We start from the raw sequence: 22,323 nt of genomic DNA, 5'->3' as shown, positions 1-22,323 counted from the left end.
GGACCTCAATTGCCATAAAGGCGATTACGGACGGCGATCGTGGTCTGATAGACCGTGCGGAAACGACCGTCCCGCGGCGCGGTGAAGGTGACCCCCAAGGCGGTCAACGCGGCATCGGCATTGGCCTGGGGGGCCGCCGACGGGTCCGGACTCTCCAGCAACAGGCCCAGCTGCACGGCACCGACCCGACGCCAGCCGTCCGCTGCCGGGGTGATCGAGGCGTCCACGTCGGCGGCGGTGCCCTGCTGATCGATGTACCCGGTCGGCGGCGACGACGCGCTGAGCGAACGGTCCTGCCCATACAACAGCTGCATGTTGCGGACGCCTTCAACCAGCGCCTCGGGGGTGCCGGCCGCCAGTGCCTCGCCGGGCTTGGCCGAGAAACGGACGCGGTACAGCGAACTCTGCCGGGTGGTGGCGTCGTATCCGATGTAATAGACCACGCTCTCCGCGCGGTACAGCACCGACTGCCCCGGGGTGTACAGCGAGGTGAAGCTGCCCGCATTGTTGGGCGCGGACTCGAAGGTCACGGTGCCGGCGGAGGCACTCACTGCCTGTGCCTGGAACAGGGTGGCGGTCAGGCAATCGGCCACACCGAACAGGCCAGGCTCTTCCACGCCACTCTGGAGCACCGCCCACCGCGAGCTGTCGAAGCTGAAGACCGGCTTGTCATCCGTTCCCGACACCAGGGTGACCGGGACGCCGTCCGGCACGAGGAAGCGGAGCGCGACGATGTCGCTGCCATCCACGCGATTGGTCAGCGCAGCGGCGTACTCCGTCGGCAGCGCCGGGGTGTACTCGATGCTGCCGGTCGACGGCGTGGCACTGAGGGTCAGTGGATCACCCGGCTTGGTGTCGGCGGCCTCGAAGCCCTGGATGGACTGCATGAAGTCCAGCGCCGGATGCCCGCCGGTGGCGAACGTCGTGTGCATCGAACCCGGGTTCTGCACGTTATGGCTCTGATCGTTCACGCAGCCGAAGTGACCGGCCATGCGCAGGTCGCGCTGCAGGAAATCCATCGCGAAACGCCCGTTTTCCTGCACCCGCGCCAGCCCCTCGGAGAGTCGCGATGCCGTGCGCGAGGCCGCGAAGACCTGCATCAGGCCCAGCAGCAGGACCAGGCCGATGACCATGGCGATCATCAGTTCGACCAGTGACAGGCCGCGGGCGGAGCCGCGGAAGGAAGGCGCGCGCATCACAGCTGCGTCCTCGCCGAGAAGGTCGTGTCGGCCGCATCCAGCCAACGCGCATCCCCCCAGCTCACGCTGACGGTCACATCGTCACCGTTACGGGTGACGGTCGCGCTGGCCTCGTCGCCCAGGGCTTTGCCCAACCGGCAGCGCCAATCCGTCATGTACTGGTCCTTGGTGATCTGCGCCCCGATCGGCGACCTGCAATCGGCCGCCTTGGTGGTGGCTGCGTAGCTGCCCACATAGGTGGTCGCGGCAACGCGGTTGATCCGGATCTGGTCGAGCAGCTCGTAGCTGAGGTTGGTCGCCTGGGTACGGAAATTCGCGCTCTGCACGAACCGCACGTTCATCGTCTGCAGCAGGGCGAACCCGAGCAGGCCGATGCTCATCACCACGATCGCGATCAGCACTTCGATCATCGTGAAGCCGCCCTGCCCCGCGCGCCGCGCCCGAAGGTGTCTCGCCATCACTTGCAGCTCTCCCGTTCCACACGTACCTGCCCGATCGCCGACAGCCGCAGCGTGCGCTGCAGCGGCTGGTCGCCGCATTCGTCCGGTTTGAGGGTGATGTCCAGCGCCGTGGCGGCACGATTGCGGCCCCGGCCGTCGAAGGTCACCACCAGGTTGTCCTTGCTGCCCAGCATCCTGGACGAGCCGGCCGAGTAGCGCAGCACCTGCTCCTCGGTTTCGAAGGTGCCGCTGCCATCGGCATCGGACCACACCATCCAGCCGTCTCCCCAGCTGTCGCCGTCGCAGCTGGTGCCGTCGGAGGACGCACAGACGCCCGCGCCGCGGGTGTTCTTCAGCGCCTCGCTGCGCGCCAGCGCCAGCGAGGCCATCAATTCGTTGGTGGTGGTGGCCGCGCGGTTGGAACGCAGCACGCCCTGGAAACTCGGCATGCCCAGCGTGATCAGGATCGCAAGCACGGCGATGGTGACCATCAACTCGATCAGTGTGAAGCCGTTGGACCGGCGCAATGACATGAAACGCTCCCCAGCGTTGATGACACGGAAGATGAACGACCCACCACCGATCAGCAAGCGGCGGCAGGACGAACGGTCGCCCGGAGGCGACAGGCGTCAATCGGTTGACACCCGCGTGGATCGGCGGCGGGCCCCCTGCCCGCCACCGCTCCGGTCAGGCCCTCAGGCCATGACCTTGTAGCAGGGCTGGTACTCGCCCGAGATCTTCATGCGGCGCTGCTCGACGAAGCCGCGCAGCAGCTCGTCCAGGGCCTGCATCATGTCCGCATCGCCGTGGATCTCGAACGGCCCGAACTGCTCGATGCGGCGCATGCCGTCTTCCTTCACGTTGCCGGCGACGATGCCCGAGAACGCGCGACGCAGATCGGCGGCCAAGGCATGTGGCGGTCGGCCGTGGTGCAGGTCCAGCGCGGCCATCGCCTCGTGGGTCGGCACGAACGGCTGCTGGTACTCCCACGGAATCTCGATCGACCAGTTGAAGAAGAACGAATCCTTCTGCGCCAGGCGGTGCTCGCGCACGCGTTTGATGCCCTGGGCCATCAGGCGGGCCACCGCCACCGGATCGCCGATGATGATCTCGTAGCGGCTGGCGGCCTCCTCACCCAGGGTGAGGCGGATGAAGCGGTCGATCTGTTCGAAGTACGGCGCGGCCACGGTCGGGCCGGTCAGGATCAGCGGGAACGGCAGGTCCTTGTTCTCGTCGCGCAGCAGGATGCCCAGCAGATACAGGATCTCCTCGGCGGTGCCGACGCCGCCGGCGAACACGATGATGCCGTGGCCGATACGCACGAACGCTTCGAGACGCTTCTCGATGTCCGGCATGATCACCAGGTGGTTCACGATCGGGTTCGGCGACTCGGCGGCAATGATGCCCGGCTCGGTCAGGCCGATGTAGCGCGTGGTGCTCTTGCGCTGCTTGGCATGGGCGATGGTGGCGCCCTTCATCGGGCCCTTCATCGCACCCGGGCCGCAGCCGGTGCAGATGTCCAGGCCGCGCAGGCCGAGCTCGTAGCCGACCTGCTTGGTGTACAGATACTCATCGCGGCCGATCGAGTGCCCCCCCCAGCAGACCACCAGGTTCGGGTCGCCCGGGTTGAGGATGCGCGCATTGCGCAGCAGCCCGAACACCGCATTGGTGATGCCTTCGGAGGACTCCAGCTCGGCCGCGTAGGCCGGGCCCATCTCGATGGCCATGTAGGCCAGGTCGCGGACCACCGCGAACAGCAGCTCGGCCACGCCGCGGATGATTTCGCCATCCACGAATGCCATCGCCGGTGCATTGACCAGGTCGATGCGCACGCCGCGGTCCTGCTGCGCCACCTGGATGTCGAAATCCGGATACAGATCGCGCGCCGCGCGCGGATCATCCGAGGCGCTGCCGCTGGTCAGCACGGCCAGCGCGCAGCGGCGCAGCAGCTCGTGCATGCCGCCACCGGAGGCATCGCGCAGGCGCGCCACTTCAGCGCGCGACAGCACATCCAGCCCACCGCGCGGGTAGATCCGCGCGTCCTGCACCGGCAGCGTCCGCGCCGGCTTTTCGTTGATCGTCATGTCCATCTTTTTCGCTTTCCTCAAGGTTACCGACTGTACCGCTGCCCCCTTAAAAAGCAAAACGGCCGGGAAACCCGACCGTTGGATGTGTGGCGCCCCGGCGCCGCTTCCGGGGCCGCCGCAGTTGCATGTTTTTCGCGAAACCGGCTGATCATAGGCCTATCGCGCGGGCTGAGCAAGCACCGCGGCATGATTGGTGCGTCGGCACGGTCGGATGCCGGACAGCAGAACGGCCAGGTTGCCCTGGCCGTTCCGGATGTAACGCGGGTCGTTAACTCAGTTCATCAGAACTGGTAACGGAAGCCCAGCTGCAGCGACCACTGCGAGACACCGGTATCGAAGCCGTCGGCATCCTGGTTGGCCACGCTCGGGGTGTCCGCGCCGGTGAAGTTGTACACGTACTTACCGTCGTAGATACCCTGCAGAGCGGCAACACGGGCGTTGGCGTAGAAGCCGTAGTCGTAGATGTTGCCCCACTTCTTGTTGAGCATGTTGCCGACGTTCTGGATGTCCACCCAGATCTCGGACTTGTGGCTCTTCATGAAGCCCGGCAGCTGCTGGCTGATGCGGATGTCGAAGGTGTTGATCCAGCCGGTGCGGAACTTGTTGGCCGGTGCCACCTGGCCGGTGTACTTGGCCAGATCCGGGTTGGCGGCCAGCCAATCGAAGAAGTTCTTCTCCATCTCCGAATCGGCCGTGAACACACCCTTGTCGGTCAGGCTGCCGAACAGCACCTCACCACGGTTGGGGACGTAGAACAGGTCGTTGCCGTTGCGGCCGTCGCCATTGGCGTCGGTCGAATAGATGTAGCTGTACGGACGGCCGCTGCGGCCTTCGTACACCAGGCCCACCTTGGTTTCATAGTCACCGAAGAACTTGTGCTTCCAGTTCAACGAGCCGGAGATGCGGTCCTTGATCTCGTAGCGCGAGGTGTTCAGGGCTTCTTCGTTGGCGTTGAAGGCATACTGGTAGCCCCAGCCCGAGCTGGCGGTGGAGCTGGTCAGCGTGCCCACTTCCTTGGCATCGGTGTAGGTGTAACCCAGGTTCCAGGACCAGTCGCTGTCGGCGCTCCACGGCTTGCTCAGCGAGACCGTGAACTGCGAGGTGCGCCCCTTGTCGGTGTTGTCGATCAGGTAGACGTTGTCGAAGCCGCCATTGGCGCCGTCACGCACGCCGCCGGTGCCCCACAGCTTGCCGTAGGTGGACGGAGCATAGTAGTTGGTGCGGCCGTCCGGACCGATCTGGCGGCCCGGGCCCAGGTTCAGATGCTGGTAGTACAGACCATCCTTGACCTTGGTGACCAGCATTTCAGCCGACGCGACCAGGCCGTACCACGGCAGTTCGTGATCCAGGGCCAGGTTGGCCTTGTAGATCGACGGCAGCTTGAAATCCTTGCCGACGAAATTGACGTTCTGCTTGGCCGAACCCGGGGTGGCCGGAATCGGCTGGTTGTCCTTGTCCGGATTGAACGGCTGACCGTTGTAACCACCCGTGATGTTGTAGGCGGTGTAGTTGAAGCCAGTGGTGGAATAGCTGTTGCTGATCCACACCTGCGGCGAGTCACCCTGGAACAGGCCCACGCCACCACGCAGCTGCGTCGGACGATCGGTGTCGAAGCTGTAGTTGAAGCCGAAACGCGGCTGGATCAGGAACTTGCTCTCGAACACCTGGCTGTTGTTCAGGCCGAAGACGTCCAGCGCCTTCTGGTTGAACTGCGGCGAGGGGCTGGTGTCCGGACGGTCGGCGCGCACGCCGAAGGTCAGGGTCAGGTTGTTGTTGACGTACCAGGTGTCCTGCACGAACAGGGCCAGGTTGCTGTACTTGTAATCAGCGGCGATCGAGCCCGGCGCGTTTTCCTGGGCCAGGTTGTAGGTCTGCCAGCGGCCGGCAGCGAAGTTGTCCAGACCGTAGAAGGTGTAGGTGCCCCACGAATTGGCGCCGTAGTAGTTGTAGACGTCGTTGGTGTCGTAGGAAGCACCGAACTTCACGTCATGGTCGCCCAGGGTCCAGGTACCGGCAGCGTAGTAGTTCCACGCCTTGGTCTGCAGGATGTTGTCCTGCGAGTTGGCCTCGGTGCCCAGGTACAGCGAATCACCCTGCGGGGTGGTTGCGTTGCGCGGGAAGTAGATACGGATGCTCGGCGCACTCGTCGACACTTCACGGATCGCCGAGTACTCGCGGTACGACGCCTTCAGTTCGGTCGAGAAGTTGTCGGACCAGTCGCTGAACAGCTGGGCGACATAGCTCTCGTTGGTCTTGGCGTGCTGGTACCAGTACGAGCTCAGCGACGCGGTCGAGGTCGAGTTCATGCCGTTGATGCGCAGCTTGCTCTGCTCGAGCTTGCTGTAACGGATGCTGGCGCGATGGTTGTCGTTGATGTTCCAGTCGAGCTTCAGCGCGTACTCTTCAAGATCGGTGTCGCCGTTGCTTTCAATGCCGCCGGCGTCAAAGCCGTAGACATCCTTGGCAATCTGCTGGGCGCGCGCGACATCGGCCGCATTGAAGTTGGCGTTGGCCTTGCCCAGCGCGGTACCCGAGAGATCGGCACCCGGCGCGGCCTGCTCGAACTTCTCGTAGTTGGCGAAGAAGAACAGCTTGTCCTTGACCAGCGGACCACCCAGGGTCATGCCGTAGGTCTTTTCCTTGGTGAAGCCCTTGAACGGCTGGCCTTCCGGATTGTCGCCGAACCAGTCGCCATCACGGTAGGTGCCGTACACCGAACCATGGAATTCGTTGGTACCGGACTTGGTCACCGCGTTGACGGTGGCGCCGGCGGCGGCAGCGATGCTGACGTCGTAGTTGGACAGGTTGATGTCCAGCGCTTCGATGGCTTCCATCGCGACCGGCTGGCGACGGGTCGGCATGTTGTTGCCTTCCAGGCCGAAGGTGTCGCTGGCGGAGACGCCGTCGATGTTGATCGAGTTGAAGCGCGGGTTCTGGCCACCGGCCGAGATCGAGCCGGAGGCGCGATCGATGAAGGTCACGCGCGGATCCAGGCGCATCAGGTCCTGGATGTTGCCGCCGATGGACGGCGCGGTTTCGATCTGCTGCTGGCTGATGTTGGTGCCCGAGCCCATCTTGGTGGTGCTGAACACTTCCGAGCCGCCGCCAACGGCGACAACCTGGACTGCCTCCAGATTGGTCGCCGCGAGGTCGCCGGTCAGGGCGGCATTGACGGTGCCGGTCTGGTTGACGCCGAGGTACACACCTTCTTCGGTCTTGGTGCCTTCACCGGACTTGGTGATGGTGATGGTGTACGGACCACCCACGCGCAGGCCGCGCGCGTTGTAACGACCCGCGGCATCGGTGGTCGCACGGCTGATCGTGCCCGACTCGGTGTGCGTGATGGTGACTTCGGCACCAGCGACAGGCGCGCCTGCAGCGCTCGTGACCTGACCGCCGACACCGGCGGAGGTGCTCTGGGCGAAGGCGGGAGCGGCGGCAAGTGCGGCCACGAGACCAAGCGTCAGCTTGGACATCCGGAGACAACGGGAGTGGGTCATTGGGGAGTAGCCTCGATGCGAGATTGGCGATGGCGGAGAAAAAAACGCGCCCAAGCAGCCTTGCTGGCGGCTGACTGGACTTTTATCTGGGTTCCCTAGCCGCGAGCTGGTTTCAGCCGCAACGGTTAACACTAGATTAACACGATAGCCTCGGATTGTGACGGATTAGAGACAAAACACACGCCATCACAACGGGATCGTGACGCCATCTTCACATCTGTCCGTGACCGCCTGAATGCAGGCTGCCAACGGGTTTCAGCATGGGTGGAGTGGCTGGGGGCCGGGCGGCGCCCCGGTACCGGGCGCCCTGCGGGTGACGCCCTCAGGCGTCGAGAATCTGGCCGCGGTGCGTGGCGCCGGCCGCGGACAGCAGCAGGACTGCGGCGGCGGCACAGTCGGCCGGGTCCCGGGCGGTTCGGTCCTCATCGAGCGAGAACGCGCGGGCGCGCAGCGCCGTACGCATCGGGCCCGGCTGCAGGCCACTGACCCGGACCGGGCTGCGGCCGAGCTCGTCATGCAGCGAGGCGATCAGGCCGCGCAGGCCGTGCTGGGCGGCGCCGTAGCCACCCCAATAGGCCTGCCCTACCCGCGCCGGGTCGTCCACGGTGAACACCAGCGCGGCATCCTCGCGCTGGCGCAGCAGCGGCAGGCAGGCCTGGGCCAGCCAGGCCGGCGCGGTCAGATTCACATGCACGGCGCGGGCGAAGGCGGCCGGGTCGGCCAGCTCGAACGGCGTCAGCCCGGCGAAATCGGCCGCGCAGTAGAGCACGCCGTCCAGACGGCCGAGCTCGGATTGCAGGCGCTCGACCAGGGTCGCGTAATCGTCGGGGCCAGCCCCTTCCAGATCCAGCGGATACAGCAGCGGCTCGGGACCGGCGGCCTCGACGGCGGCATAGACGCGATCCAGGCGGCGGGGTTTGCGCCCCAGCAGGACCACGGTTGCCCCGGCCTGTGCGCAGGCGACGGCCGCGGCGCTGCCGAAGCCTCCCCCGGCCCCGGCGATAAGAATGACGCGATCGGCGAGCGATCCGGTCCCGACCACCACGGACGGGACCGCACTCACGATTGCGAAGCCTCTTCGACGATCCGCTTGAGCTCGCCGGATTCGAACAGCTCCAGCACGATGTCGCAGCCGCCGATCAGCTCGCCGTGGATGAACAGCTGCGGGAAGGTCGGCAGGTTGGAGAAGCGCGGCAGGTTGGCGCGGATCTCGGGTTCTTCCAGCACGTTGACCGTGCGCAGCGCGATCGCGCCGGCGGCCATCAACGCCTGGATGGCACGGCTGGAAAAGCCGCACATGGGATATTGCGGGGTTCCCTTCATGAACAACACGAGGGGGTAACGTTCGACTTCGGACTGGATCTGCTGCATCACCGCCACAACGACTCTCCCTCCAATGGGACAACCCGGCCTCACCGGTCGGATAGACTTCCCTGGCCGCCATTGTATGCCCTACCTTCGCGTGGTGGGCACCCTGCCATCCGCCACACTGATGACGATCCGCCATGGATCGGCGCTCTCCCCTCCCAATCTGTCGTGCCCATGCCCCTAGAACTGCCTCGCCTTCCTTATGACCGCGCCGCCCTGCAACCCCACCTGTCGGCGGAGACGCTGGACCTGCATCACGGGCGGCATTTCCGGGCCTATCTGGAGGCGGTCAATGCACGTATCGAAGGCACGGAGCTGGCCGAGCTGCCGCTGGAGGAGATCGTCCGCCAGAGCCAGGGCAGCCTGTTCGATGCCGCAGCCCAAGCCTGGAACCACCAGTTCTACTTCCAATGCCTGCACCCGCGCGCCGGTGGCGAACCGCAGGGTCGGCTGGGTGAACTGGTGACCCGTCATTTCGGCGATGCCAAGCGTCTGCGCGATGCCTTCGACCGGGCGGCACTGAGCCTGTTCGGCTCGGGCTGGGTGTGGCTGGTGCAGCATCCCAATGGCGCACTGGCGATCCAGGCCACGCGCAATGCGGGCACGCCACTGACCGGCGAGAGCACCCCGCTGCTGGCCTGCGATGTGTGGGAACACGCGTATTACACCGACTACCAGAATGAGCGCGCACGCTATCTGGACGCGTTCTGGAAGCTGGTGAACTGGGACTTCGTTACCGCGCAACTGCGTGATTGAGGTAGCGCACGACCGTTGGTCGTGCGGCCGGCTGTGCACCCGGGCAGGTAGTGCCGGCCGCTGGCCGGCTCCCCTTGCATCTGGCACAGCGAGCGCCGGCCAGCGGCCGGCACTACCGGACCTCTAACCGCGCAGGATCTCGATCACCGGCGCAACCTGGTCGCCGCGCTCAAGCTGCCCACCGACGCTTTCCAGTGCACCGGCCAGCGCCGCCGCATCGTCATCACGCAGCGTGGCATGGCCAACCTTGCGCCCGTCGCGCGCCTGCTTGCCATAGTCGTGCCAATGGCCACCGGCCTGGGCGAGCACGGCGTCGGCGTCGGGCACCTGCCCGATCCAGTTGAGCATGCAGGCATGGCCGAGCATGCGGGTGTCGCCCAGCGGCAGACCGAGCACGGCGCGCAGGTGGTTGTCGAACTGCGAGGTCTCGCTGCCTTCGATGGTCCAGTGGCCGGAGTTGTGCACGCGTGGTGCCATCTCGTTGGCCAGCAGCGCATCGCCACGGCAGAACAGCTCAAGCGCGAACACGCCGACGTAGTCCAGGCGCTCGGCCAGGGTACGGGCGTAGCCGATGGCCGCCTCGTGCTGGGCCGCCGACAGCCGTGCCGGGGCCAGACTGGCCGAGAGCACCCCATTGACGTGCCAGTTGCCGGTGATCGGCCAGGCGCGGAACTCGCCGTCCTGCCCGCGTACCGCCACCACGCTGACCTCGCGATCGAAGGCGACGAAGCCTTCCAGGATCAGGCCGGTCTTGTCCACATAGCTGCCCAGGGTGTCCCAGGCGGCGTCGATGTCGGCGGCGCTGCGGATCCGGAACTGGCCCTTGCCGTCATAGCCCAGCCGGCGGGTCTTGACGATGCAGGGCATGCCGAACTCGGCGACCTTGGCCGCGAGTTCGTCACGACTGCGGATATCGGCGAAGGCCGGCAGCGGGATGCCCAGCGACTGGAACAGGGTCTTCTCGCTGAGCCGGTCCTGGGCCACGGCCAGCGCATCCGGATTCGGATACACCGGCACGCGCTCGGCCAGGAACTTGGCGCTCTGCGCCGGCACGTTCTCGAAATCGAAGGTCACCACGTCCACGCGGGCGGCGAAGGCAGCCAGGGCGGCCTCATCCTCGAACGCAGCCACCTGCAGCGGTGCCACCTGGGCACCACAGGCATCGGCGGCCGGGTCGAACAGCTCGAAGCGCAGACCCATCGGCGCACCGGCCAGGACCATCATGCGGGCGAGCTGACCGCCGCCCAGAATGCCAACGGTCCTGGTGGTCATCGACGCGGGTCGTCGTGGGCCATGACGTCTTCGGTCTGGCGGGCGCGGAACGCGTCCAAGGCCTCGGCAATCGCCGGCTGGTCCGAGGCCAGCATGGCGGCCGCGAACAAAGCCGCGTTGGAGGCGCCGGCATTGCCGATGGCGAAGGTGGCGACCGGGATGCCAGCCGGCATCTGTACGATCGACAGCAGCGAATCCATGCCGTTCAGGGCCTTGGACTGCACCGGCACGCCCAGTACCGGCACGGCGGTCTTGGCGGCGATCATGCCCGGCAGGTGCGCGGCCCCGCCGGCACCGGCGATGATCGCGCGCAGGCCGCGCTGGCCCGCCTGCTCGGCATACGTGAACAGCACGTCCGGCGTGCGATGCGCCGAGACCACTTTCACTTCATAGGGTACGCCCAGCGAATCCAGCTTCTGGGCGGCGTGCTGCATGGTTTCCCAATCCGAGCGGGATCCCATGACGATGCCGACAAGCGGCGCGGTTTGGTTGAGGGTCATTGGCCGTCACCTGCCTTAAAGACGTATTCTAGCCGTCTTCCACGCAAGACGAAGAATCCATGGATCGCAAGCTGCTCGACCTCCTGTGCTCGCCCGATACGCGCCAGCCCCTGTCCCTGCTCGATGCCACCGGCCTGGACGCGCTCAACCGCGCGATCGGCGGCGGTGCCGTGCTCAAGGCCGATGGCAGCCCGCAGGCACAGACGCTGCGCGAGGCCCTGCTGACCCGTGACCGCAAGCAGGTGTTCCGCGTCGACGACGGCATCCCGGTGCTGCTGGCCGAGGAGGCCATCGCCACCGCCCAGATCGCCGATTTCCCGGGAAAATGAGCCACCTCCCCGTGCCGGCCCCCGAGGCCGCCCTGGTGGCCGCCGATGTGGCCCGTGCGCTGGCCGAGGACATCGGCAGCGGCGATGTCACTGCTGCCCTGCTCCCGGACCGCCCGGACACGGCCTACCTGCTGTGCAAGCAGGACGCGGTGATCGCCGGCCGCCCCTGGTTCGATGCGACCCACAAAGCGCTGGATCCGGAGGTGCGGATCGACTGGCGCGTGGCCGAGGGCGACCGCGTCGCCGCCGGCACCGTGCTGGCCCTGCTGCGGGGCCGCAACCGCAGCCTGGTGAGTGCCGAGCGGACCTCGCTGAATTTCCTGCAGACGCTGTCGGGGACGGCGACCACCACCGCGCAGTACGTCGCGGCGGTGGCCGACACCGGCGCGCGGATCCTGGACACCCGCAAGACCCTGCCCGGGCTGCGCGTGGCGCAGAAGTACGCGGTGCGCTGCGGCGGCGGCGAGAACCACCGGCTGGGCCTGTTCGACACGGTCATGCTCAAGGAAAACCACATCCGTGCGGCCGGGTCGCTGACCGCTGCGGTGCACGCGGCGCGCGCGCAGTGGCCGGCCCTGCCGCTGGTGGTCGAGGTCGAGGACCTGGACCAGTTGCGCGAGGCGCTGGCGGTGGGCTGCACCCGCATCCTGATCGATGATTTCGATGCGGCCACGCGGCGTGAGGCCGTGCGCATCGCGGCCGGACGGATTCCGCTGGAAGTCTCCGGCAGCGTCAGCCTGGCCGGGCTGCGCGCGATCGCCGAGGACGGCGTGGACTGCATCTCCATCGGCGGGCTGACCAAGCACGTGCAGGCCATCGACCTGTCGCTGAAGCTCGGCGATCCGCCGCAGGGCTGATGCCGCTTTCACGGTATGGGCAGATGCGGTCTGCGAGGCTGCATCTGCCCCCACCTGGAATGCACGCATGCGCTGCCTGCCGCTTCTCGCCTGCCTGTCTCCCCTGCTCGCGCTGCTGCCGCTCCAGGCATCCGCGGCCGAGGTCTGCGATGTGCCACCGCGCTTCGGGCTCAGCCCGGTGGCGATCAACATCGTCCGGACCGCCTGCAATGAACATCGCCTCTGGTACCGGCCCTTCATCGACCGCGATGGCCGCGCCGCCAGCCTGAGCGCGACCGAAGCCGAGGATGTGCACCTGGCCGACAACGGGATGGTGGCCTGGCAGCGTGTAGTCGGCTACTGGCGGCAGAGCGGCACGTTGTCGCCGATGGGCAGCCAGCCCGGCGCATCGAGCTGCATGGCCCCGCCCGGCACGCGCTATACCGACACTGACTGCCGCGCCTTCCTGATCGACAACCCGTGGTCGGCGGCGTTCATCTCATGGGTCATGACCCGCGCCTCGGTGCCCGGGTTCACCCGTTCGCCGCGACACATCGACTACATCCGTGCCGCCTACCAGAACAGCGGCCCCTACCGCATGACCGATCCGGCACAGGAAAAGCCCGCGCCGGGCGACCTGCTGTGCTATCTCCGTGACCGGCGCGAGACGCTGAGCTACAGCGGCCTGGTGCAGTCGCTGGGCAGCGGCACGGTCACGCACTGGAAATCGCACTGCGAAGTGGTCATCGCCGCCAACATGGGCGGCGATCGCACGCTGCACCTGATCGGCGGCAATGTCATGAACACCGTGGCGATGCGCAAACTCTCGCTGGACCGCAGTGGGCGGATCGAGCTGCCGCCGGCGAAGGCCAGCACGAGCGACGGCATGGACCTGGGGTGCACGCCGGGCCGCGAGGAGGAATGCAGCTTCAATCGCCAGGACTGGGCCGCGCTGCTGAAACTGGTGGCGACCGCGCCCGCGCCGGTGCCGATGGGCACCCCGGACCCGGCGACCCCGCCCGCTGCCGATGCGACAGCACCGCCGATGGCACCACCCGCTTCCCAGGCACCGTTGCGAGCGCCCACCGTGGTGCCGCCCCGCCCGCCGGTCCCGAACGCGAATCCGATCCCGGCGACTCCAGCCCCGGCCCCGGCTTCGCCGCCGGTCCCGCCACCGCGCACGCCCTGATCAGGATCGCGCGCATGGCTTGATCCGCGGCGCGTTCGTCGCCATCTTGGAGGGACCGACCTCCCTGACCGCGCCGAGTCACCGATGCCCAGTTTGATCCTGTTGATGATTGCCGGCGCGTTCGCCTACGCCTTCTGGAATTCCTCGCGTGCCGCCGCCGAGCGTGCCGGCGTGCTCGGGCGCAATGCCTGCCGCGCTGCCGATGTGCAGTGGCTGGACCAGAGCGTGCACGCCACCGGCCTGCGCGTGTGCCGCAAGGACAACGGCTGGCTGGGCTGGGAGCGCACCTTCAAGTTCGAGTATTCGCACGACGGCGTGGACCGCCACAGCGGGCGCATGGTGCTGCGCGGCGATCAGCTGATCACGTTCGTGGGGCCGTCGGCCGCGAGGATCAGCGAGATCCGGCGGAGCGAAGAATGACGAGTAGGACTGCATCAGGGTCCGGCCACCAGCTTGCAGCGCCCCTCTCCCTGCGCCGGTGGATGCTTGGGATATCGATTCTGCGGGTAAACGTGCGCCGCGCTGGTCGCGACGAAGCCGTCGGCGTAGTGCAACTCAACGAAGGCCGAGACCCATCCGGTCTCGGCAGGCGGCAAGGCCACTACCAGGCCCTCCATTTCCGGGAGCGCGACGTCCTTTGCTTCATAACGAATGCCGCAGGCATATCGAAAATCGCGATCTACATCATTCCGCGCCGTCCACAGCACCGCCCTGACCGGCCGCTCACTGCTGTGCACGTGCACTTCCGGCGTCATGGCATCCGACCACCATTCGGCATGCACCCGAGCCAGGTCTTGTCCCCGTCGCCAGCGGGTCAACGCCGGCAACATACTGCTTGCCATGAACCGGCGAATTCCGCCATGGTCTGCATTGGGGGCCACGCGCACACTCGTTTCCCCGGGCAGGCGTGACAGATAAAACCGACTGGCATCGGGCGGGAAAAAATCATCGCCACTCGCACTCACAAGATACTTGGGGATCTCCAACCTGAAGTGAAGCGGCCCTTCCAGGTATCGGTAAGGGTCAATGACCTGCATCAGCGCAGCAAATTCCGCACTGGCAAACGCTCCGGTGACGCCATGCTGCCAATAGGGAAACAAGGCGATAGGCCAACGGCCCCCGTAGCTGCGCTCTATGTGGGGGGCAAGCGCCTGCCAATGCATATCGATGACAAAGGGCATCAGATGACTGACCCGGTCATCCACCAGCGGTAGCATCCACGCCGCCCAGCCCCGCTTGGAAGCACCTGCAACGATGAAGGAAGGTGCCTGCGCAGGCGTCAGCTCCCGCTGCGCCAGGTCCATCGCACGAATCGCAGCTTCAGCCATCGGCACCTGCAATGGCCACTGTGCATGCCCCGCAGGATCATCGAGAAAGCGTCGCCAACTGAGTGCGACCAGATCATCCTCGACACGCAACTGGTCGTCCCCGGGAAGCTGCAAGGCCTGCTCGGGCACGTCCGCAACGGAGACCACAACCATACCAAGCTGGCGCGCCAACGTTTCCAGCATCTCCGGCGCCATATCATCGGCAGGCGCCGGAGGTCGAGGGCCGCCGCCATCGAGCACGCCATTGTTGATCACCAGAAGTGCGGGGCCCGGTTGATATCTGTGCGGAACCAGCACCTCGACACGATGCATCCAATCCCCGCCCTTTCCGGATCGGGAGGGCCATCGCTGGGAATTCAGTAGAAACCGGCGGCGGACACCCCCATCAAACGCCTCCTCTCCGGCCCGCTCATATATCAACGGCAGCAGGGATTGCTGTTGGCGATAACGCGGCCAGACGTCAGCGGGATCAAATGCCCACGCCGATATGGCAGGCACGGCCAGCAGCACACAGGCCAGAAGACGTTTCATGCTCATCGACCCGATCTCCTCGATTCAGGGATCGAGATTGTCAGCTGGCCCTGCCGGCAAACCAGAGGCGAGTACGACACTGTGCCGCGTCTGTGACCCAGTGCCTTGCAAATTTCGTGATGAACCACTGAAATCCGGCTCGATGCGGCGCGCATGCGAGGACATCAAACGCCGCACATGCCCGAGCACGGCCGCCATTGATGGATAGCGCTAAGCAGGCACGCCACACGACATCGCCGCCTTGCGGCGGCGATGTCTGGCTTATTTGACCACCCGCAGATGCGGGCGACCGCTGGGCTTGGGTGGTGCGTCGTCCGGCGGGGTCGGTGAATCGTCCGGCGGCAGCTCATCATCCGGACCCGGCTCGTGGCCCGGAATGTCATCCGGCAGCGCCATGCCCTGCCCGGTCTCGCGGGCATACACGGCCAGCACGGCCGAGATCGGCACCTGCACCGGGTAACTGGTCCCGGAGAAGCGGGCCGAGAAGCTCACGCTCTCATTGTCGATATGCAGGCGCACCACGGCACGCTCGGCGATGTTCAGGACGACGCGGCCGTCCTTGACCGCGCTCTGCGGCACCTGCACGCCGGGCATGCCGGCGTCGACCAGGATATGCGGCGTCAGGTCGTTGTCATTGATCCATTCCACCAGGGCCCGCAACAGGTACGGACGGTGGCTGGTCATGCGAAAAGTGTCTTCAGTCATGTGGTAGAGCCGAACCGTGCTCGGCTGCTCTTGATCCGGATTGCCTGATGCAAGTGTACGCGCCCGCCTACCCGCAGGTCAGCCATGGCGCGTACCGGCACCGCGATTTCGTTCAGTGCGCCGGTGCCGCACGCGGCACCGATCCGGATCAGACCGGCAGATCGCGCAGCTTCTTTTCCTGCTCGGTGAGGCTGCGGATGAAACCGGGGTGGCGGAAAATGCGGTTGCCGTAGTCTTCGATCGACTTGCCATCCTTCGGCAGCGGCACGTCCAGTGCCTGCAGCCGCCAGATGATCGGCGCCATCGCGCAATCGGCCAGGCTCATTTCCGGATTGAGGAAGAACTTGCTGGCCTTGAACAGCGGCACCGCGCTGGTCAGCAGTTCCTTGAGCCGCTTGCGCCCGGCCTCGGCCTGGGTCTTGTTGCCCAGCTGGATGGCCTGCACCTGCGGCACCCAGTCGTGCTCGATGCGCAGCATCGCCAGCCGGATGCGGGCCCGCGAGAGCGGATCGACCGGCATCAACGGCGGGTGTGGATAGCGCTCGTCCAGGTACTCGCTGACCACCGACGCCGCGTACAGCACCAGCTCGCGCTCCACCAGGGTGGGCACGGAATGGTACGGATTGAGATCGATGAGATCTTCGGGCGGGTTCTGCGGGTCGACCGGCACGGAGTCATAGGTGACGCCCTTGGCCGCCAGTACCAGCCGGACGCGATGGCACAGGACATCGTCGTTCGAGGAAAACAGCGTCAGGGTATTCCGCATGCGTACGCTCGCCGCCATCAAAGGCTCTCCAACGTCCGGTAACCGCCGGTCGTATCGGCGCCGCCAGCCCATTGCCAACGGTCGTCACAGTACCCGAGTGTGCAACCGCACATCACAAAAGCCAATAGGTCGATCGTCCCACGACGGGAACGATCGACATCGGAAGGCGCCGGACCGCTCAGTGGACGTCCTTCCAGTATTCCTTCTTGAGCAGATACGCCAGGAAGGTGAGCAACGCCAGGAACAGGATCACCCACACCCCCAGCTTCTGGCGCTTCAGCGCGGCGGGCTCGCCGGCGTACTCCAGGAAGTTGGTGATGTCGCGCACCGCCTGGTCGTACTGGCCGGCATCGACGCTGCCCGGCTGTTCGATCTTCAGGCCGACCACCGGCGGGTCTTCGCCGGGGTTCTCCGGCTTGCCGTGCACGGCGTGCTGCAGCCCTTGCATTTCCCACAACGGGTTGGGCATGGAGGCGTTCGGGAACACGGTGTTGTTCCAGCCCAGCGGGCGCGTCGGATCCAGGTAGAACGACTTCAGGTAGGTATAGACCCAGTCGCTGCCCCGCACCCGCGAGATCAGGCTCAGGTCCGGCGGCATCTTGCCGAACCACTTTTCCGCCTGCGCCTTGGGCATCGTCACCGGGATCGGCTCGCCGACCGGGGTGCCGGTGAAGTTGAGGTTGTTCATGACCTCTTCCTCGCTCAGCCCGAGGTCGGCGGCCATGCGCGAGTAGCGCAGGTATTTGAGCGCGTGGCAGCCGGAGCAATAGTTCATGTAGAGCTGTGCGCCACGCTGCAGCGAAGCTCGATCGCTGAGATCGTTGCCGGCCTGCAGGGTCTTGGCGCCCTCGGCGGCATCGGCCACCGCGACACCGAGCATCAGGGCCGCCGCGCAGGCCAGCCGGACAATCCAGTGGTCAGTCATGCGTGGTCACCCGGTCCGGTACCGGCTTGGTCCTGTCCAGCTTGGTCCATAGCGGCATGGTGATGAAGAAGGCGAAGTACAGGAAGGTCAGCACGCGACCGATGTAGGTTTCGTGCGCATCCGTACCCGGGCCGGAGCCGATCACGCCCAGCCATACGAAGCACACCGCGAACATGCCCAGCAGGCCGCGCGAGAGCAGGCCGCGGTAACGGTAGGACTTCACCCGCGCCCGATCCAGCCATGGCACCAGGAACAGGATGGCGATCGCCGAGAACATCACGATCACGCCGCCGAGCTTGTTGGGCACCACGCGCAGCATCGCGTAGTACGGCGTGTAGTACCAGACCGGCTTGATGTGCTCGGGCGTGACCAGGCGGTTGGCCTCGGTGAAGTTGTCGTGCTCGAGGAACAGCCCGCCGAAGGCCGGCGCGAAGAAGATGATGAAGGCGGCGATGATGAGCAGGAAACCGGCGCCGACCGCATCCTTGAGCGTGTAGTACGGATGGAACGGAATGCCATCGGTAGGTGCCGTGGCCGACCAGCGGTTGCCCTTCGGCCCCTTCTTGATCTCCACCCCATCCGGGTTGTTGGAACCCACCTCGTGCAGCGCGCCCAGGTGCAGCACCACCAGCAGCAACAGCACCAGCGGCAGCGCGATCACGTGCAGGGCGAAGAAACGGTTGAGGGTGGCGTCGCTGGGCAGGTAATCGCCCATGATCCACTCGGTCAGGCCGGTGCCGATCACCGGGATCGCGCCGAACAGCGAGATGATCACCTTGGCGCCCCAGAACGACATCTGGCCCCACGGCAGCACGTAGCCCATGAAGGCTTCGGCCATCAGCACCAGGTAGATCAGCATGCCGAGGATCCAGACCAGCTCGCGCGGCTTCTGGTAACTGCCATAGAGCAGGCCGCGGAACATGTGCAGGTAGACCACGATGAAGAACAGCGAAGCACCGGTGGAGTGCATGTAGCGGATCAGCCAGCCCCACTCCACGTCCCGCATGATGTATTCGATGGAGGCGAACGCTTCGGCCGCGTTCGTCTTGTAGTGCATCGTCAGGAAGATGCCGGTGACGATCTGGTTGACCAGGATCAGCAGCGCCAGCGAGCCGAAGTAGTACCAGATGTTGAAATTCTTCGGCGCGTAGTACTCGGTGACGTGCTTGCGGTAGACCGGCATCAGCCCAGGCGCGCGTGCATTGACCCAGTCGGCGACGCCGGTGGCGGTGCGGGAAAGGATATTGGCCATGTTCAAGCCGCCCCCTGCGGATCAACGCCGATGATGATGGTGTTGTCGTCCTGGTAATGGTGCGGCGGCACCAGCAGGTTGATCGGTGCCGGAACATCCTTGAACACGCGACCGGACATGTCGAAGCGCGACTTGTGGCAGGGGCAGAAGTAGCCGCCCTTCCACTGGGGGTCGTAGGGCTCGGGGCGGATCTCGGCGACCATTTCCGGCGAACAGCCCAGGTGAGTGCACAGCCCGACCAGCACCGAGACCTCGGCCTTGATCGAGCGGAATTCGGGATTCTGCTTGAGCACGTACTCGGGCTGCTGTTCTTTCTCGCCCGATTCGGGATCCTTGAGGCGGCCGTCCAGCCCGTGCAGTGCATCGAGGATGGCCTTGGAACGCTTGACGATCCAGATCGGCTGTCCACGCCACTCCATGACCAGACGCTGGCCTTCCTGGAGCGCACTGATGTCGGCAATCACCGGGGCACCGGCCAGTTTGGCGCGGGCGCTGGGATTCCAGGACTTGATGAACGGCACCGCTGCAAATCCGACGCCGACCGCTCCGACCACCGCAGTGGTTGCTGAGAGAAACCGTCGACGTCCAGTGTTGACTGGATCGTTTACCCCATCGTTGGCCATCCGGCACTCCGATATTGATTTAGGTAGCTTGAGGCTGCCAGCAGACCGGTGGGGGCCAGTCCACATTGAATCAGCCGCGAGTGTAGCTGAACCGGAGTCGGCCACACAACGCGGTACTACGGAACGACATTACCCCGACAGTACGGCATCAGGTACCACCGGCGCCATGGGTCATTGATGGCTGGCCACGGCACCGCGATAGCGATCGGCCAACAGGGCCACCCGCTTCACGTAATACTGGGTCTCGCTGTAAGGCGGCACGCCACCATGGCGGTCGACCGCACCCTCGCCCGCGTTGTAGCCTGCCGCCGCCAGGGTCAGGTCGCCGTTGAAGCGCTTGAGCAGCCAGGACAGGTACTGCACGCCGCCGCGGATGTTCTGCGAGGCATCGAAGGAATCACTCACGCCGAAGCGGCGCGCGGTGGGCGGCATCAGCTGCATCAGCCCCTGCGCGCCGGCGCGGCTGAGCGCGGTCGGGTTGTAGGCCGATTCGGCATGGATGATCGCGCGGACCACCGCCTCCTCCACCCCGAACTCGCGGGCGGCGGCGGCGATCTCAGTCTGGTAGGCGGTGGTGTTGAGCCGCACTGAGCCGAAGTTGACCGCCGGGTTGGCGCCGCAGGCATAGCAGCGCTCGATGAAACTGTAGTGGATGGTGCGGACCTGGCCGATGCTGGCGACGCCGGTCGGGCGTGCACTGGTGTAGTGGCGCACGCCGTCCTTCATGTAGGCATACAGTTGGCCGCTGCGGACCTTTCCTGCCTTGTTGCCGCTCGCCGCCGGGGCGGGCGGCGCGGTCAGCACCGTGGCTGGGACGGAGGCCGGTGCCGGGGCCGGGTTGATCGCGGTCGCCGCCGTGGCGGAATCGGCCCGGGCCGGCGCGGGTGTCGCGCTGGCGATCGGGGCCGCCGGCGTCGGCGCAGGCGGCGCTGCCAGCGCCCGGCGAGGCGCCGCGCTGCGGTCGGGCCGGTAGCTGCTGATCACGCTGCAGGCTGCCCCGGGCACGCGCTTGCTGACATAGCTGGGGATGCCGTCGCTGCCAACGCACTTGTACAGGGTGCCCGCACTGGCCGGCATAGCGGTCAGCGCAGCCAAGGCCAGCGCAGCGATCCCCAACATCCCCTTCATGAGCGGGAGTGTCCCCAATTCGCCAGGAATTGCCAAGGGGGGCGCCCGACCCGGCTACAATGGCCTGCTCACCGCAGCCATCCGGCTGCCTGCCCGCCCACCCGACTGGAATAAGCGCCATGACCGGGACGCCAGCTTCGACCGCGCCGACTTCGGCCGGTTCTACCCTGCCTGCCTCTGCTCCGCCCAGCTCCGCCGCCCGCCCCGACCTGCTCCCCCTGCCCGGCGCCAAGCCGCAGGTGACTGGTCCGGTGCGCGGCAAGCTGTACATCAAGACCCACGGTTGCCAGATGAACGAGTACGACTCGACCAAGATGGCCGACGTGCTCGCCGCCTCGGAAGGGCTGGAACTCACCGACGACCCGGCCGAGGCCGACGTGTTGCTGATGAACACCTGTTCTATCCGCGAGAAGGCCCAGGAGAAGGTGTTCAGCCAGCTCGGTTACTGGAAGGCGCTGAAGAACAACGGCCGTGGCGTGATCATCGGCGTCGGCGGCTGCGTGGCCTCGCAGGAAGGCGAAGCGATCATCAAGCGTGCCCCGCACGTGGACCTGGTGTTCGGCCCGCAGACCCTGCACCGCCTGCCGGAGCTGATCCGCCAGCGCCGTGAGTCGGGCAGGTCGCAGGTGGACATCAGCTTCCCGGAGATCGAGAAGTTCGACGCCCTGCCCGAGCCGCGTGCCGAGGGTGCCTCGGCGTTCGTTTCGATCATGGAAGGCTGCTCGAAGTATTGCTCGTTCTGCGTGGTGCCCTACACCCGCGGCACCGAGGTCAGCCGTCCGTTCGAGGACGTGGTGGTGGAAGTAGCGCAACTCGCCGCCCAGGGCGTGCTGGAGATCAACCTGCTGGGCCAGAACGTCAACGCCTACCGCGGCCCGTACGGGGACGGCGAGTTCGCCGACCTCGGGCTGCTGATCCGCACCATCGCCGAGATCGACGGGGTCGGCCGGATCCGCTTCACCACCTCGCACCCCCTGGAGTTCAGCGACTCGCTGATCGATGCCTACCGCGACGTACCGCAGTTGGCCAACTTCCTGCACCTGCCGGTGCAGGCTGGCAGCGACCGCGTGCTCTCGGCGATGAAGCGCGGCTACACCGCGCTGGAGTTCAAGTCCAAGATCCGCAAACTGCGCGCGGTCCGCCCGGACATCTCGATCAGCTCGGACTTCATCGTCGGGTTCCCCGGCGAGACCGATGCCGAGTTCGAGAAGACCATGAAGCTGATCGAAGACGTGGGCTTCGACCAGAGCTTCTCCTTCATCTATTCGCGCCGCCCGGGCACCCCCGCCGCCGATCTGGAAGACACCACCACCGATGCTGAGAAGCACGCGCGCCTCTCGCGCCTGCAGGCCCGGATCAACGAGCAGGCCGCGGCCATCTCCGAAAAGATGGTCGGTACCGTGCAGACCGTGCTGGTGGAAGGCCCCTCCAAGCGCAACCCGAACGAGCTGACCGGCAAGAGCGAGAACATGCGTTCGGTCAACTTCCCGGGGCACCCGCGCCTGGTTGGCCAGTTCGTCGATGTGGTCATCACCGAGGCCTACAGCAATTCGCTGCGCGCGCGGATGGTGACGGCGTAACGGAGTGCA

22 protein-coding genes are annotated in these 22,323 nt (G+C 66.1%); 6 read left to right on the top strand and 16 right to left on the bottom strand.

Going from position 1 to position 22,323, the window contains the following annotated elements:
* Nucleotides 1–5: 5 nt before the first annotated feature.
* From AC07WC_RS10035 to grxD, 7 genes are all read right to left on the bottom strand, one after another.
* Entirely contained in the window at nt 6–1,196 is a 1,191-nt protein-coding gene (locus AC07WC_RS10035) for a PilW family protein (protein ID WP_495209865.1), read from the bottom strand.
* The gene (gene pilV, locus AC07WC_RS10030) at nt 1,196–1,657 is read right to left on the bottom strand and encodes a type IV pilus modification protein PilV (RefSeq protein WP_495209864.1); all 462 of its coding nucleotides are present in this window, start codon (nt 1,655–1,657) and stop codon (nt 1,196–1,198) included. The genes AC07WC_RS10035 and pilV overlap by 1 nt, the downstream gene beginning before the upstream one ends.
* Complete coding sequence (locus AC07WC_RS10025; protein WP_495209863.1) at nt 1,657–2,172, bottom strand: GspH/FimT family pseudopilin; 516 nt, start codon at nt 2,170–2,172, stop codon at nt 1,657–1,659. Before AC07WC_RS10025 ends, pilV begins: the two co-directional genes overlap by 1 nt.
* A 162-nt stretch (nt 2,173–2,334) precedes the next feature.
* Nucleotides 2,335–3,723, bottom strand: a complete 1,389-nt coding sequence (gene ppnN, locus AC07WC_RS10020; protein WP_495209862.1) for a nucleotide 5'-monophosphate nucleosidase PpnN — start codon at nt 3,721–3,723, stop codon at nt 2,335–2,337.
* 284 nt (nt 3,724–4,007) lie between these two features.
* Nucleotides 4,008–7,202, bottom strand: a complete 3,195-nt coding sequence (locus AC07WC_RS10015) for a TonB-dependent receptor (RefSeq protein WP_495209861.1) — start codon at nt 7,200–7,202, stop codon at nt 4,008–4,010.
* A 346-nt stretch (nt 7,203–7,548) separates the two neighbouring features.
* A complete protein-coding gene (locus AC07WC_RS10010; RefSeq protein WP_495209860.1) occupies nt 7,549–8,289 on the bottom strand; it encodes an SDR family NAD(P)-dependent oxidoreductase in 741 nt (246 codons plus the stop codon).
* The gene (gene grxD / locus AC07WC_RS10005) at nt 8,286–8,606 is read right to left on the bottom strand and encodes a Grx4 family monothiol glutaredoxin (RefSeq protein ID WP_495209859.1); all 321 of its coding nucleotides are present in this window, start codon (nt 8,604–8,606) and stop codon (nt 8,286–8,288) included. Before grxD ends, AC07WC_RS10010 begins: the two co-directional genes overlap by 4 nt.
* Nucleotides 8,607–8,768: 162 nt before the next feature.
* Between grxD and AC07WC_RS10000 the strand changes: the two genes are divergently transcribed.
* Complete coding sequence (locus AC07WC_RS10000) at nt 8,769–9,350, top strand: superoxide dismutase (protein WP_495209858.1); 582 nt, start codon at nt 8,769–8,771, stop codon at nt 9,348–9,350.
* A 123-nt stretch (nt 9,351–9,473) separates the two neighbouring features.
* Here the strand turns inward: AC07WC_RS10000 and AC07WC_RS09995 are convergent, their stop codons facing one another.
* Both AC07WC_RS09995 and purE read right to left on the bottom strand, forming a co-directional pair.
* Nucleotides 9,474–10,622, bottom strand: coding sequence for a 5-(carboxyamino)imidazole ribonucleotide synthase (locus AC07WC_RS09995; RefSeq protein WP_495209857.1), 1,149 nt, complete (start codon nt 10,620–10,622; stop codon nt 9,474–9,476).
* Complete coding sequence (purE, locus tag AC07WC_RS09990) at nt 10,619–11,122, bottom strand: 5-(carboxyamino)imidazole ribonucleotide mutase (protein ID WP_495209856.1); 504 nt, start codon at nt 11,120–11,122, stop codon at nt 10,619–10,621. The genes AC07WC_RS09995 and purE overlap by 4 nt, the downstream gene beginning before the upstream one ends.
* Nucleotides 11,123–11,181: 59 nt before the next feature.
* Here purE and AC07WC_RS09985 point away from each other — a divergent pair, with 59 nt between their 5' ends.
* The 4 genes from AC07WC_RS09985 to AC07WC_RS09970 all read left to right on the top strand — a co-directional run bounded on the left by AC07WC_RS09985 (nt 11,182) and on the right by AC07WC_RS09970 (nt 13,896).
* Nucleotides 11,182–11,451, top strand: a complete 270-nt coding sequence (locus AC07WC_RS09985; protein WP_495209855.1) for a Trm112 family protein — start codon at nt 11,182–11,184, stop codon at nt 11,449–11,451.
* Nucleotides 11,448–12,308 (top strand): carboxylating nicotinate-nucleotide diphosphorylase, encoded by an 861-nt coding sequence (nadC, locus tag AC07WC_RS09980; RefSeq protein WP_495209854.1) that lies wholly within the window; start codon nt 11,448–11,450, stop codon nt 12,306–12,308. Before AC07WC_RS09985 ends, nadC begins: the two co-directional genes overlap by 4 nt.
* Before the next feature lie 67 nt (nt 12,309–12,375).
* Nucleotides 12,376–13,476: a DUF2272 domain-containing protein gene (locus AC07WC_RS09975; RefSeq protein ID WP_495209853.1), complete on the top strand. Its 1,101-nt coding sequence runs from the start codon at nt 12,376–12,378 to the stop codon at nt 13,474–13,476.
* Between the two features lie 84 nt (nt 13,477–13,560).
* Nucleotides 13,561–13,896: a DUF3301 domain-containing protein gene (locus AC07WC_RS09970; protein WP_495209852.1), complete on the top strand. Its 336-nt coding sequence runs from the start codon at nt 13,561–13,563 to the stop codon at nt 13,894–13,896.
* A 14-nt stretch (nt 13,897–13,910) separates the two neighbouring features.
* On the opposite strand, the gene AC07WC_RS09965 is transcribed toward AC07WC_RS09970, so the two are convergent.
* The 7 genes from AC07WC_RS09965 to AC07WC_RS09935 all read right to left on the bottom strand — a co-directional run bounded on the left by AC07WC_RS09965 (nt 13,911) and on the right by AC07WC_RS09935 (nt 20,734).
* On the bottom strand, nt 13,911–15,341 hold the full coding sequence (locus AC07WC_RS09965; protein ID WP_495209851.1) for a PhoPQ-activated protein PqaA family protein: 1,431 nt from the start codon (nt 15,339–15,341) through the stop codon (nt 13,911–13,913).
* 255 nt (nt 15,342–15,596) lie between these two features.
* On the bottom strand, nt 15,597–16,040 hold the full coding sequence (locus AC07WC_RS09960) for a ClpXP protease specificity-enhancing factor (RefSeq protein WP_019186263.1): 444 nt from the start codon (nt 16,038–16,040) through the stop codon (nt 15,597–15,599).
* Nucleotides 16,041–16,188: 148 nt separating this feature from the next.
* On the bottom strand, nt 16,189–16,824 hold the full coding sequence (locus tag AC07WC_RS09955; protein ID WP_088433019.1) for a glutathione S-transferase N-terminal domain-containing protein: 636 nt from the start codon (nt 16,822–16,824) through the stop codon (nt 16,189–16,191).
* A gap of 160 nt (nt 16,825–16,984) precedes the next feature.
* Nucleotides 16,985–17,686 (bottom strand): cytochrome c1, encoded by a 702-nt coding sequence (locus AC07WC_RS09950; RefSeq protein WP_495209945.1) that lies wholly within the window; start codon nt 17,684–17,686, stop codon nt 16,985–16,987.
* 37 nt (nt 17,687–17,723) lie between these two features.
* Nucleotides 17,724–18,983 carry a cytochrome b gene (locus AC07WC_RS09945; protein WP_088433021.1) on the bottom strand — a complete coding sequence of 420 codons (1,260 nt, stop codon included), beginning with the start codon at nt 18,981–18,983 and terminating at the stop codon, nt 17,724–17,726.
* 2 nt (nt 18,984–18,985) lie between these two features.
* On the bottom strand, nt 18,986–19,606 hold the full coding sequence (gene petA, locus AC07WC_RS09940; RefSeq protein WP_019186259.1) for a ubiquinol-cytochrome c reductase iron-sulfur subunit: 621 nt from the start codon (nt 19,604–19,606) through the stop codon (nt 18,986–18,988).
* 171 nt (nt 19,607–19,777) lie between these two features.
* Entirely contained in the window at nt 19,778–20,734 is a 957-nt protein-coding gene (locus AC07WC_RS09935; protein WP_495209850.1) for a lytic transglycosylase domain-containing protein, read from the bottom strand.
* Between the two features lie 119 nt (nt 20,735–20,853).
* On the opposite strand from AC07WC_RS09935, the gene miaB reads away from it, so the two are divergent.
* The gene (gene miaB, locus AC07WC_RS09930) at nt 20,854–22,314 is read left to right on the top strand and encodes a tRNA (N6-isopentenyl adenosine(37)-C2)-methylthiotransferase MiaB (RefSeq protein WP_495209849.1); all 1,461 of its coding nucleotides are present in this window, start codon (nt 20,854–20,856) and stop codon (nt 22,312–22,314) included.
* Nucleotides 22,315–22,323: the final 9 nt, after the last annotated feature.

It is taken from the genome of Stenotrophomonas sp. GW821-FHT01H02A (genome assembly GCF_059422145.1).
This window is presented reverse-complemented; position numbering and strand designations above follow the sequence as displayed.